At 68.7% G+C, this 11,987-nt stretch carries 12 protein-coding genes; 10 read left to right on the top strand and 2 right to left on the bottom strand.

The genetic code is table 11. From position 1 onward, the window contains the following. The 4 genes from HY726_08415 to HY726_08400 form a co-directional block, all read left to right on the top strand. On the top strand, nucleotides 1–431 hold a 431-nt coding region (locus HY726_08415), incomplete at its 5' end, for a citrate (Si)-synthase (protein ID MBI4609017.1). A 15-nt stretch (nucleotides 432–446) separates the two neighbouring features. After that, nucleotides 447–1,538, top strand: a complete 1,092-nt coding sequence (locus HY726_08410; protein ID MBI4609016.1) for a radical SAM protein — start codon at nucleotides 447–449, stop codon at nucleotides 1,536–1,538. Nucleotides 1,539–2,124: 586 nt separating this feature from the next. Continuing rightward, nucleotides 2,125–2,481 (top strand): response regulator transcription factor, encoded by a 357-nt coding sequence (locus HY726_08405; protein ID MBI4609015.1) that lies wholly within the window; start codon nucleotides 2,125–2,127, stop codon nucleotides 2,479–2,481. 79 nt (nucleotides 2,482–2,560) lie between these two features. Continuing rightward, entirely contained in the window at nucleotides 2,561–2,689 is a 129-nt protein-coding gene (locus tag HY726_08400; protein ID MBI4609014.1) for a PaaI family thioesterase, read from the top strand. Nucleotides 2,690–2,796: 107 nt separating this feature from the next. Here HY726_08400 and HY726_08395 read toward each other — a convergent pair whose 3' ends face one another. Next, on the bottom strand, nucleotides 2,797–3,267 hold the full coding sequence (locus tag HY726_08395; protein MBI4609013.1) for a bifunctional nuclease family protein: 471 nt from the start codon (nucleotides 3,265–3,267) through the stop codon (nucleotides 2,797–2,799). 85 nt (nucleotides 3,268–3,352) lie between these two features. Further along, nucleotides 3,353–3,829, bottom strand: a complete 477-nt coding sequence (locus HY726_08390) for an Rrf2 family transcriptional regulator (GenBank protein MBI4609012.1) — start codon at nucleotides 3,827–3,829, stop codon at nucleotides 3,353–3,355. A gap of 291 nt (nucleotides 3,830–4,120) precedes the next feature. Here HY726_08390 and HY726_08385 point away from each other — a divergent pair, with 291 nt between their 5' ends. The 6 genes from HY726_08385 to HY726_08360 are packed head-to-tail and all read left to right on the top strand — an operon-like array spanning nucleotide 4,121 to nucleotide 11,597. After that, on the top strand, nucleotides 4,121–4,762 hold the full coding sequence (locus HY726_08385) for a TetR/AcrR family transcriptional regulator (protein MBI4609011.1): 642 nt from the start codon (nucleotides 4,121–4,123) through the stop codon (nucleotides 4,760–4,762). Further along, nucleotides 4,752–5,906 carry a 2-hydroxyacyl-CoA dehydratase gene (locus tag HY726_08380; protein MBI4609010.1) on the top strand — a complete coding sequence of 385 codons (1,155 nt, stop codon included), beginning with the start codon at nucleotides 4,752–4,754 and terminating at the stop codon, nucleotides 5,904–5,906. Before HY726_08385 ends, HY726_08380 begins: the two co-directional genes overlap by 11 nt. Nucleotides 5,907–5,916: 10 nt before the next feature. Beyond that, a complete protein-coding gene (locus HY726_08375; GenBank protein ID MBI4609009.1) occupies nucleotides 5,917–7,176 on the top strand; it encodes a 2-hydroxyacyl-CoA dehydratase in 1,260 nt (419 codons plus the stop codon). 11 nt (nucleotides 7,177–7,187) lie between these two features. Then, nucleotides 7,188–7,994 carry a 2-hydroxyglutaryl-CoA dehydratase gene (locus tag HY726_08370; GenBank protein MBI4609008.1) on the top strand — a complete coding sequence of 269 codons (807 nt, stop codon included), beginning with the start codon at nucleotides 7,188–7,190 and terminating at the stop codon, nucleotides 7,992–7,994. A 34-nt stretch (nucleotides 7,995–8,028) separates the two neighbouring features. After that, nucleotides 8,029–8,835: a 2-hydroxyglutaryl-CoA dehydratase gene (locus tag HY726_08365; GenBank protein ID MBI4609007.1), complete on the top strand. Its 807-nt coding sequence runs from the start codon at nucleotides 8,029–8,031 to the stop codon at nucleotides 8,833–8,835. An 11-nt stretch (nucleotides 8,836–8,846) separates the two neighbouring features. Then, entirely contained in the window at nucleotides 8,847–11,597 is a 2,751-nt protein-coding gene (locus tag HY726_08360; protein MBI4609006.1) for a molybdopterin-dependent oxidoreductase, read from the top strand. The last annotated feature ends 390 nt before the right edge of the window (nucleotides 11,598–11,987 follow it).

Below are 11,987 nucleotides of genomic sequence, written 5' to 3'. Positions count from 1 at the left end.
GGAGGGTCAAGGCCGGCGAGGCGAAGCTGATGGGCTTCGGCCACCGGGTCTACAAGAACTACGATCCCCGGGCGAAGCTCGTCAAGCGGCTGGCCGACGAGGTCTTCGCGGTGACGAAGCCCAACCCGCTCCTCCCGATCGCGCTGGAGCTGGAGCGGATCGCGCTCGAGGACGACTACTTCGTCACGCGCAAGCTCTACCCCAACGTGGACTTCTACTCCGGCCTGATCTACCAGGCCATGGGCTTCCCCGTGGAGATGTTCCCGGTCCTCTTCGCCATCCCGCGCACCTCCGGGTGGCTCGCCCAGTGGCTCGAGATGCTGGCCGACCCCGAGCAGAAGATCGCCCGGCCCCGCCAGCTCTACCTCGGCCTGCCCGGGCGGGACTACGTGGGCATCGGCAAGCGCGAGCCCGAGGAAGAGCTCGTGTGACGGGGTGAGGAGCGCGTGAGCTCCCGCTACGTCTTCCCCCAGGCCCCGCAGCGGGTCTACTGGGAGCTGACGCGGGCCTGCGACCTGGCCTGTCGCCACTGCCGGGCCGAGGCGATCCCCTGGCGGGATCCTCGGGAGCTCGGCATCGCGGAGGGCCGGCGGCTACTGGAGGCGCTCACGGAATTCGGCCGCCCGTCGCCCCACGTGGTCCTGACCGGCGGGGATCCGCTCAAGCGCGGCGACCTCTGGGAGCTGATCGAGCACGGGCTCGGCCTCGGGCTTCACCTCTCCCTCGCTCCGAGCGCGACTCCGGCGCTCACGCGCCCGGTGGTCGCCCGGCTCAAGCGGCTGGGCATCGAAGCCATGTCCCTCAGCCTGGACGGCTCCACCGCCAAGATCCACGACGGTATCCGCCAGGTGCGAGGATGCTTCATCCGGACGATGGAGGCCGCGCTCGACACGGTGGCGGCGGGAATTCCCCTCCAGATCAACACGCTGGTCACAGCCGAAACCCTGGACGACCTCCCCGAGGTCCACAGCCTCGTACGCGTCATCGGCGCGGCCCGCTGGAGCCTCTTCTTCCTGATTCCCGTCGGCCGGGGACAGGTGCTCGGAGAGGTCACCCCGGCGCGCTGCGAGGAGCTGCTCCACTGGCTCTGGGACGTGGCGGCGGAGTCTCCCTTTGCGATCACGACGACGGAGGCTCCCCACTACCGCCGCGTGGCGCTCCGGCGGCTGCGGGCTCCGGGTACGGACGGCCGCCGCCGCGCCGTCCCGCGCGGGTTCGGCCTCCGCGATGGCAACGGGATCATGTTCGTCTCCCACACCGGCGACGTCCAGCCGTCAGGATTTCTCCCGCTGGTGGCGGGGACCGTGCGGGCGGCGAGTCCGGTGACGATCTACCGGGAGGCGCCGCTCTTCCAGGACCTCCGTCGGACGGACACCTTTGTGGGCCGGTGCGGGCGCTGCGAGTTCCGGGCGATCTGCGGCGGCTCGCGGGCGCGCGCCTACGCGGCCAGCGGCAACCCGCTGGGAGAGGATCCTCTCTGCCCCTACGAGCCCGCGAGCCGAGGAGGAGCAGAGGGCCTCGGCCCCGCGGGCGGATGACGTTCCTGAGAGCCACGGTCCTGTTCGTCGCGGTCGGGCTCGGCCTGCTCCTCGAAGGCCTCACCGCCAGACTGTGACCTGGCCCCCCTTGCGCCTCCGGTCCGTTTGGCGGGGCGGTGAGGCGATTGCACCCCAGTTGGGGTGTCCCCGCCCCAGCCTGGATCCTGGGAGGCGCACGCTAAGCCCCTGAAAACGAAAGACGACCGCGATGAGCCCGCCGGGCATCGCGTTTGCTAGTCCGTTTGCCTCAGAGCAAGGTTTGGCATCCCGGGATGAGCCCGGGTGCCCGAACACGCGTGCCGGGAGGTGGCGTATGGACCTGGACAGGTTCCTCACCAACACGGCCGACGGGGTCTTCGCGGTCGGCGCCGACGGCAGGATCGTGCTGTGGAACCAGGCCGCGGAGAAGATCCTCGGGTACGCGGCCAGGGAGGTGATCGGCAGGCCGTGCTGCGAGGTCTTCCTTGGCCGGGATGCTGCCGGCAATCGCCTCTGCTACCGGGGCTGCCACGTCATGACGCTCATCGGGCAGGGCGAACTCATCCAGCACTTCGACATGGCCACCCGGACCAAGGCAGGAACCGCTGTGTGGCTCGACATCAGCATCGTGGTCGTCCCAGGCGCCCGCCGCGACCTCTCGACCACCGTCCATCTCTTCCGTGACGTGACCGCCTCCCGCGAGATCGAGGCCCTGGTCCGGGAGCGCCTGACCCAGAGCAAGCGGGAGGCGTCGAACGGGAACGGGACGCCGGTCGAGCTCACCCGGCGGGAGCTGGAGGTGCTGCGGTTGCTCACGGCGGGGGCGGACACGAAGGCGATCGCCGAACGGCTTCATGTCAGCCCGGCGACGGTGCGGAACCACGTCCAGAACATCTTCGGCAAGCTGGGCGTGCACAGCCGGCTCGAGGCCGTCGCCCACGCGAACCGCAACGGGCTCCTGTGAGAGAGGGGAAGCCTTCGGGCTTCGGCCCTGCCCGGCCAGCGCTCGCGCTGCGCGCTCCTCCGGAAAGGGAGCTGCGGACATGAGCATGATCGTGGACAGCGCGTGCGGCTTCGCCGCGCTGAGTTTGTTCCCACCCGACGCCTCAGTTCTCACGGCCGAGTACAAGATCAACCTGCTGGCCCCGGCTCGGGAAGGTAGGCTGAGATAAAAGAAGAAAACAGCGCGGGTCGGGAGAGGAACGCCGGGGTAGGCCGATCACCCCCTAAGGGGCTTGCCCTAGCGCACCATTTTCAATCTCGCGCGTGGTACTTGGGATCAGAAGTCATCGGGTTTCACCTGCTCAAGCCACCCCGTGACTTCCGCGGGTCCAGCTGGAAGGGTTCCCGGGGCTGATCGCGCCTCCGCACGCGCGAGGACTGCCTCGGTCGCGTAGATGGGAACTTTCGTCCTCAGCGCCAGGGCGAGCGCATCCGGGGGGTAACAGGAAAGCGTCAGCCCCACGTCACCTTGGCGCAAACAGACGAGAGCGCCGATCCCTTTGCTCCCCATATCGTCCAGCACGACGTGGCTGATCGTGGCCCGAAATGCCCCCAGAAGGGACTGCATAAAGTCGTAGACAGGGTTACAGCTGCACCGAGCGTGCCCCATCTCCCGGGCGAGGCGATGGGCCTCATGCGGATCGGTCGAGAAGGCGAGCTTGATGTGGCGCTCCATGTCTTCCAGCACGACGATGGCTCTGTGCTGGTCAGCGCCACAGGCAAGTTCCACGATTCGCATCAGGACCATCGTAAACCTCTGACTCTCCTCGCGCTGATCAATGACCGGGTAACCGCCGACATGGGGCACGTCATCGAGAAGATCTCCCGGGCCTTTAGCTCTCTAGGTCGGGCGAGGATGCGGGATGCGGGACTGCTCTCGCGTGGACCGCAGCGAGCTCCCCCCGGGACGCGGGGATGAGGTCCGCGACCGTCACCTCATCAAATCCGACCATGATCTTCTGATGGAGCATCCGCATCGTCTCGATGATGGCGCAGACCGAGAGGCGGGGACAGCGGCAGCTCTCGAGCTCCGCACACTCTACGAGGCGAACCGGGTCATCGATCGCGCGAAACACATCGGTAAATGAGATCTCGGACGGGTGTCGCACGAGGTGGTACCCGCCGTGAGGCCCTTGCTTGGATCCGACGAGCCCCGCCCTGGAGAGCTTTTGAAGAATCTTGGCGAGGAAATCGAACGGGATAGTGAGCAGGCTGGCCAGCTCGTCGCAGGAGATCGGTCGAGCGCTCGGCTGAGCCGCCAGAAAGACGAGAACCACGAACGCGTAGTCACACTCTCGCGTCAGTCGCACTTCGGAGCTTCCATACGAGCTGGTCGAGCGGATCGGAAAGCGTGAGGCCCTGACGACTTGCGGAACAGTTCAGGAAGAACGAGAGCGCTCATACCCCTCTATAGTTGACGTCCTGCAGCAAGTCAAGAAGTAGTTTTAAGTAGTTTTAAAATTTCCGACTGTTTCACTCCGATTTCTGTTTGGCGAAATGAGACGTTTGGCTCATGAAAATGAGGTTGCTGACGGATTGTTACCTCGCTGCCGAACAGCTAGCCTGACACTAATACGGCTCTCTGTTCGGCGAGGGATTCGGTGGCGATCGAAGACCGGTATCCGACGATCCTCCACGCGGCGCTCGAGACGTTCGCCCGCCGTGGCTACCATCAAGCCTCGATCCGGGAAATCGCGCAGGCTGCCGATCTGTCGCTCGCCGGCCTCTACCACTACGTCCGGGGGAAGGACGAGCTTCTCTTCCTGGTGATCGACCGTTCCCTCGACGCCCTTCTCGCCAAGCTCGACGCCGCGCTGGCCGACGCGGTGACGCCGGAGGCGAAGCTCTGGGCGCTGATCCGCACCCACCTGGAGTTCGCGTTCCACCAAGGGGCGGCGCTCAAGGTGATCAACCGCGACATCGAGGCCCTCGCCGAGCCCCACCGGGCCGCCGCAGCCGACAAGCGGCACGCGTACCTCCTGCGCGGGCTGGAGATCTTGCGCGCGCTCGATCCCCACGGCCGCACCGATGACGGTCTCCTCGACGCCACGAACCTGCTCCTCGGAATGCTCAACGGCATCGCGACCCGTCCCTTCATGGCGACCCCGGCCAACCATCCCGGGCTCGTCGAGGTCGTCAAGAACCTCTTCCTGCACGGATTTCTCGGAACCGCCCACGGCGACGAGCCCGCCGGCGCGCCGGGCGCCCGACGCCGAGACGCGGAGGCGGCGCATGTCGGTTGAGGGCACGATCGAACGCGCCCGGGCCCTGGTCGACGCCCCGCTCGACCGTGCGCTCGAGCCCTGGCGGCTCGCCAACCCTGAGGGCAAGGTCGTCGGCTGGTTTCCAGTCTACAGCCCACTCGAGCTGGCCCACGCGGGGGGCATCCTCCCGGTCGGGGTCATGGGCGGAGGCAACCAGATCGAGATCGCCCATGCGGACTCCCGCTTTCAGTCTTTCGTCTGCTCGATCGTGAAGAGCACGCTCGAGCTCGGTCTCACGGGCCGTCTCAAGGCGCTGGACGGCATGGTCTTCCACTCGATCTGCGACCCGGCCAAGAACCTCGCGAGCGTCGTGCGGCGCAACTTCCCCGAGCTCTGGGTGGAGTTCGTCCACTTCCCCCAGAACCTGACCTCGCCCCTGGCGGAGGACTACCTGGTGGCCGAGTACCGCCGGATCCTCGACCGGCTGACCGACCTCACCGGGCGTCGCGTCGGGGATGAGGACCTCCGGCGAAGCCTGGCGGCGTACAACGCGAGCCGGGCCAGGATCCGCCGGCTCTACGAGATCCGCCGCGAATCGCCTCAGCTCCTGTCGGCCACCGAGAGCTACCTGCTCGTGCGAGCGGGGATCCTCATGCCGCCCGAGGAGCACGCCGCGCTGCTTGACGAGGCCCTCGACGGGCTGTCCGGCCGAGACGTGAAGCCCAAAGACCGGATCCGGGTCGTGATCGAGGGGTCGTTCTGTGAGCAGCCGCCCCTGGAGCTGCTCCAGTCCATCGAGGAGGCGGGGTGCGACATCCTGGACGACGACCTCCTCCTGGGCGTGCGCTGGTTCCTCCGCGACGTGCCGATCGACGGCGATCCGCTCCGGGCCCTGGCGCGGAGCTACATCGACGGGAGTGTGCATTCGAGCGTCAAGCACGACCTCCGGCGCACCAAAGCGCAGCCGCTCCTGGACAAGGCCCGGGGGGGGCGGGCCCACGCCGTCGTCGTGCTGGCGGCCAAGTTTTGCGAGCCGGCCCTCTTCGACTACGCGCTCTACCGGAAGGCGCTGGACGAGGCGGGGATCCCTCATGTCTTCCTCGAGTTCGAGGAGAAGATGTGGATCTTCGATAAGGTCCGGACCGAGGTGGAAACGTTCGTCGAGTCGATGCTCTTCGACTGAGGAGGACGGGATGTCCACCGTGCGCTACCAGGGGCGAATGCACGAGTTCCAGAAGGAGCTGATGGGCCGGTACTACGCCGAGCTGACGCGGGGCGCGGAGACGGGCCAGGGGCACGCGGCGTGGATGCTCATCAGCGGCAATCCCGTGGAGCTCGTCCGCGCGTTCGACATGCTTCCGGTCTACCCCGAGGTGAACGCGCTCCAGCTCGGGGTGCGGCGGCAGTCCCTCCCCCTGATCCAGAAGGCCGAGGAGCTCGGCTACTCCATAGACAACTGCGCCTACGTCAAGGCCGACATCGGTCTCTTCTTCTCCGGCCTCAAGGCGCCCTTCGCCACCATTCCCCGGCCCGAGCTGATCCTCTGCAACTACGTCGGGTGCGGCGTGTACCTCCAGTGGTTCGAGCACCTGGCGGAGTACACCGGCGCGCCGATCTTCAACCTGGACATCCCCACGGTCCGCGGGCCATCGGGGCGCGCCCGGCCGGACGATGTCCGGTACGTGGTGGGACAGCTCGAGGAGCTGATCGCCCTCTGCGAGCGGATCACGGGCAAGCCGCTCGACCAGGCCAAGCTGCGGCAGATCCTCCAGTGGTCGAAGGAGACGGGGGACCTCTGGGCCGAGATCAAGTCCCTCACGAAGTTCGTGCCGTCCCCCTTCGACGCCTACTTCGACGCGGTGACGCTGATGGGGCCCCTCTACTGTCTGCGGGGGACCGAGGACGGCCTCACGTTCTTCCGCGAGGCGCGCAGCGAGCTGGCCGAGCGGGTCCGCCAGGGGCTCGGCCCGCTCCCGGACGAGCGGTTCAGGATCGTCATGGAAGGGCCGCCGCCGTGGCCCTATCTCAGGATCTTCCGCGATCTCTTCACCAAGTGGGGGGCTGTCGCGGTGGCATCCACCTACTCCACGGTGGGCGGGCTCTGGGAGTTCGGCTTCAGGCACGATCCGGACCGGCCGCTGGAGTCCATCGCCGAGCACATGCTCGAGTACAACCTGACGAACCGGAGCTTCCACCAGCGCTACCAGCAGATCCGGCAGTACGTGGAGGAATGGGGCGCCGACGCCCTCGTCATCCACTCGGTGAAGAGCTGCCGCCTCTTCTCGGCCGGGCAGGGGGACATGCGGGAGTACTTCTCGAAGGAGCTGGGCGTACCCACCCTCCTCATCGAGTCCGACCTGGAGGATCCCCGCTACTTCTCCGAAGCCCAGATGCGAAACCGCATCGACGCCTTCTTCGAGGCCCTCGAGCACCGCAAGCTGGTGAAGGCATAGGGAGGAGTCCGATGCGCATCGCGGCAGGGGTGGACGTGGGCTCGACCCAGACCAAGGCCATGCTCCTGAACGAGCGGCGCGAGATCGTGGGGCGGGTCCTGATCGATACCGGCGCCAATGTCGCGAAGGCCGCCGAGCGGGCCTTCGACGAGCTTCTCGCCAGCGCGGCGCTGCGGCGGGACCAGGTTGCCTACGTGGTCGGGACGGGCTACGGGCGCTACAAGGTGACCTTCGGCGACGCGCAGATCACCGAGATCAGCTGCCACGCCAAGGGGGCGGTGTTCGTCTTTCCCGGGACGCGGACCGTGATCGACATGGGCGGCCAGGATGCCAAGGGCATCCGCGTGGGCGACGGCGGGGAGGTCAAGGACTTCGTCATGAACGACAAGTGCGCCGCCGGGACCGGACGGTTTCTGGCCAACGCCGCCGAGGCCATCGGTCTCACGCTGGACGAGATCGGCGAGATCTCCCTCCGCGCGACGAATCCGGTGCGCCTCTCCACGGTCTGCACGGTCTTCGTCGAGTCCGACATCATGGCCTACCTGGCCCAGGGGAAGAAGGTGGAGGACATCCTGGGGGGCGTGCACAGCGCGATCGCGGCGCGGACGGTGGCGCTGGTGCGACGGGTGGGGATCGAGCCCGAGGTCACGTTCACGGGCGGGGTCACGCGGAACATCGGGATGCTCCGCGCCCTGGAGGAGAAGCTCGGGCTCTCGCTCAACGTGAGCCCCGAGTCCCACTTCATGGGAGCCCTCGGGGCGGCGCTCTGGGCCCTGGAGCGGGCGGCGTCGCAGGTCCCCGCCGCCGCTGGGAGGTGACGCGCATGCTCCCGGTGGCGGGGAGGTGAGGGAGATGCTCGCCGTGGCGGGGATCGACGTCGGCTCCCGGACGACCAAGGCCGTCGTCCTCGACGACACCCGGCGGATCCTCGGGAAGGGGAGCGCGCGGACCCGGCCAGATTTTCCGCGGGTCGCGGGCGAGGCGCTGGCCCTGGCCCTCGCCGAGGCAGGGCTCGCCGAGGGCGACCTGGCGTACACCGCGACGACCGGCTTCGGCCGCTACAACGTGCCCTCCCGCGACATCCAGATCACGGACATCACCTGCGGCGCGCGCGGGGCGGCCTTCCTCTATCCCGGGACCAGCTGTGTGCTCGACATCGGCTGCCAGTCCACGCGCGCCATCCGGGTCCGCGACGGAGGCAAGGTCAAGGAGTTCCGCACCAACGACAAGTGCGCGGCGGGCGCCGGTGGCTTCATCGAGCGCGCGGCGCGCTACCTCGAGGTCGGGCTCGAGGAGGTCGGCGGGCTCTCGCTGGAGGCCGACTCTCCGCAGCCGATCTCCAGCGTGTGCGCCGTCCTCGCCGAGTCCGAGATCATCAACCACATGACGGCGGGGGTGAGCGTGGAGAACATCCTGCGCGGCATCCACCTCTCCCTGGCCAATCGGGCCCTCGCCCTCCTGAAGCGCGTCGGGCTGGAGCCGGAGCTCACCTTCATCGGCGGGGTGGCCAGGCAGGCGGGGATGGTCAGGGCGCTGGAGGAGACGGTCGGGATCACCGTCAACGTCCCGTCCGACCCCGAGCTGGTGGGCGCGCTGGGGGCAGCCCTCCTGGGTCTCGCGAGGGTGGAGAAGCTGCGCGCCGCCGCCGCGGCCGCGTGACGGAGGCTCGGGTGGTCGAGGCTGAAGATCGAGCGGCGCCGAGGCGGGTCCCGGTCTACTGCTACCAGTGCGTGGCGGGCCCCGACCTCCTCAAGGTCGTCGTCAAGGACGGCGTGGCCGTGGGGGTCGAGCCCAACCAGGACTTCGCCGACATCCACCCGGCGTGCGGCAAGGTCTGCGTCCGGGCCTACGCCCTGATCCAGAAGCTCTACAATCCGAACCGGATCAAGGCGCCGATGAGGCGGACCAACCCGCGGAAGAGCCGCCACGAGGACCCGCGGTGGGAGGAGATCTCCTGGGACGAGGCCCTCGACCTCCTGGCCGAGAAGCTCAAGGCGATCCGGGCGCGCGGCCTTCTCGACGAGGCGGGGTACCCGCGCCTGGCCGCGACCTTCGGCTCGGGCGGAATCGCGCCGGCTTACCTCGGCACCTTCGCCGCGTTCCTCGCCGCCTGGGGGCCCGTGGACCAGGGGATCGGGAGCGGTCAGGGGGTCAAGTGCTACCACTCCGAGCACCTCTACGGCGAGTTCTGGCACCGGGCCTTCACCGTCGCCGCCGACATCCCGCGCTGCGACTACGTCCTCTCCTTCGGCTACAACGGCGACGCCTCGGGCGGCGTCACCGGCGTCTTCCGCCATGCCGAGGCGCGCGCCCGGGGGCTCAAGTGGATCCAGATGGAGCCCCACCTCTCGGTGACCGGCGCGGGGGCCGTGGAGTGGGTCCCGATCCGGCCCAAGACCGATGCGGCGGTCCTCTTCGCGCTCCTCCACGTCGTCCTCCACGAGAGCGACTGGCGCCGGAGCTGCGATCTCCGCTTTCTCCAGACCATGACCAGCTCCCCCTATCTCGTCGGGCCCCGCGGCTACTACCTCCGTGACCCGAAGTCGCTGAAACCACTCTGCTGGGACCTGGCACGCCGGGGCGCCGTTCCCTTCGACGATCCCGCGCTCCGGCCTGCGATCGAGGGGCGTTACCTCGCAGCCGGTGTCGAGGTCGGCGCCGACGGCGAGCGGTGGAGCGTGGCGGAGTGGGTGAGGCCGGCCTTCGACCTTCTCCGCGAGCACGTGGCGCCCTACACGCCCGAGTGGGCGGCGGGGATCTCCGATGTCCCGGCGGCGACGATCCGCAGGCTCGCGCGCGAGTACCTGGCCCACGCCAACGTCGGGGCGACCGTGACGGTCGGGGGTGGGGACGGCCCGGCGCTTCTGCCCCACCGCCCCGTCGCCGTCCTGCTTGGCAAGAGCGTGACCAACGGTTGGGGCGGCTACGAGTGCTGCTGGGCGCGGACCGTGCTGGCAGCGCTGGTGGGCGCCCTCGAGGTGCCCGGTGGGATTCTGGGGACGACGGTCCGCCTCAACCGTCCGGCCCAGAATCGTCTCGACTCTGTGAAGCCCGGGCCCGACGGCTTCATGGCCCAGCCGCTGAACCCCACGGATAAAGAGCACTGGCAGGGGAGGCCCCACATCAGGAGCGGCTACCGGACCCTGGTCCCCCTGGCCGCCGACTCGCCGTGGTCTCCCGCCCTGTCCCCCGCCCACCTGCCGTGGCTCTTCCTGGAGCAGCCCCCCGAGGGCTGGCCCGCGACGACGCTCCCCGAGGTCTGGATCGTCTATCGGACGAACCCGGCGATCTCGAACTGGGAGACGGACCGTATCGAGGCGGCCCTCGAGCGCTTCCCGTTCGTCGCCGCGTTCGCCTACACCCAGGACGAGACCAACTGGTACGCCGACCTCCTGCTGCCCGAAGCGACGGACCTGGAGTCGTTCCAGCTCTACCGGGTCGGCGGGACCAAGTACATCGAGCAGTACTGGGAGCACTCGGGGTTCGCGCTCCGCCAGCCCGTGGTCGACTCTCCCTTCGACACGCGCGACCTCACCGACATCGCCACCGAGCTCGCCGAGCGCTGCGGCCTCCTCCCGGCCTACATCCAGGCGCTCAACCGGGGGGCGGGGACCGGCGTGCCGCTGAAGACGGCGGAGTACGACATGAGCCTGGGCCCCTCAGCCCGGCCCGCCTCTCGGGAGATCTGGGATCGCGTCTGTCGCGCTGCGACGCGGGGGCTGACCCGCGGCGAGGCCGAGCTGGGTCTCGACTGGTTCATGGCCCACGGCGCCTTCTTCATCCCGTTCCCGACGACGAACTACTACCTCCACCCCACGATGTTCGCCCAGGGGCTCCGCTACGAGCTTCCTTACCAGGAGCGGATCAAGCGAATGGGAGAGGAGCTGAGGCGCCGTCTCCACGAGCGTGGAATCGGCTGGTGGGACGTTCAGCTCGATGAGTACCAGGCGCTGCCCGGCTGGAAGGACTTCCCGGGTATCTGGGGCGGCCTGGCGCGCGCGCGCGGCCGTCGGCCGGAGGAGTTTCCGCTCTGGCTCCTCACGAGCCGGAGCATGCAGTACTCGTGGGGCGCGAATGTTTCCCTGCCGGTGCTGGCCGAGGTCGCGCGCCACGTCCAGGGCCACTTCGGCGTGCTGCTCAACCGGAAGACGGCCGCCGCGCTCGGGATCCGGGACGGCGATCTCGTCGAGATCGAGTCTCCCACCGGGCGGACAGAGGGGCGCGCGATCCTGAGGGAAGGGGTGAGGCCCGATGTCGCGGTCGCCCTCCAGCAGTTCGGCCACTGGGCTACACCGGTCGCCCGGGATCTCGGGATGCCCAGCCTGAACCAGGTGGCGGCCATGGACCTGGCCCTGACCGATGCGACGGGGAGCGGCGCCGACCTCGTCAAGGTCGCCGTCCGCAAAGCGCCAGCGCGATGAGCCACGCGAGCCGCGCGCCGGGATGCCCGCCTGAGCGACTCCGACGAGCCGTAGCGGGCGGCGAAGCGCAGGATGCCGGAGCGCTCCGAGCCGCCCGGCACCCGCGCCGAAGGCGTGGGTGCGGTTGGGCGGCGAGGACTACCCCCCGCCTCCGGGGGGATGGGGGGGCCAGCGGAGGCGTCCGAGCGAGCCAGGCCTGTCGAGGCGAGGAGGCCTGAGCGAGGCAGGGCGCCCCGACGTATGACCGATTAGCAGACGCTTCACCCGTCCCTGAGCGTCCAGGTCACGTCCGCTACTCGTCGCCGAAGGCGGAGAAGCCTGTGATGTCCCGCCCGAGGATCAGGGTGTGAATGTCGTGGGTCCCCTCGTAGGTGACAACCGTCTCCAGGT

The organism is Candidatus Rokuibacteriota bacterium (genome assembly GCA_016209385.1).
Classification (GTDB): domain Bacteria; phylum Methylomirabilota; class Methylomirabilia; order Rokubacteriales; family CSP1-6; genus JACQWB01.
This window is presented reverse-complemented; position numbering and strand designations above follow the sequence as displayed.

Coding starts and splice junctions, on each gene's coding strand:
- HY726_08395 (MBI4609013.1), bottom strand. CDS start 3,267: ATGGTCCTGATGCGAATCGTGGAACTTGCCTGTGGCGCTGACCAGCAC.
- HY726_08365 (MBI4609007.1), top strand. CDS start 8,029: ATGCTCGCCGTGGCGGGGATCGACGTCGGCTCCCGGACGACCAAGGCC.
- HY726_08370 (MBI4609008.1), top strand. CDS start 7,188: ATGCGCATCGCGGCAGGGGTGGACGTGGGCTCGACCCAGACCAAGGCC.
- HY726_08400 (MBI4609014.1), top strand. CDS start 2,561: ATGAGCATGATCGTGGACAGCGCGTGCGGCTTCGCCGCGCTGAGTTTG.
- HY726_08375 (MBI4609009.1), top strand. CDS start 5,917: ATGTCCACCGTGCGCTACCAGGGGCGAATGCACGAGTTCCAGAAGGAG.
- HY726_08380 (MBI4609010.1), top strand. CDS start 4,752: ATGTCGGTTGAGGGCACGATCGAACGCGCCCGGGCCCTGGTCGACGCC.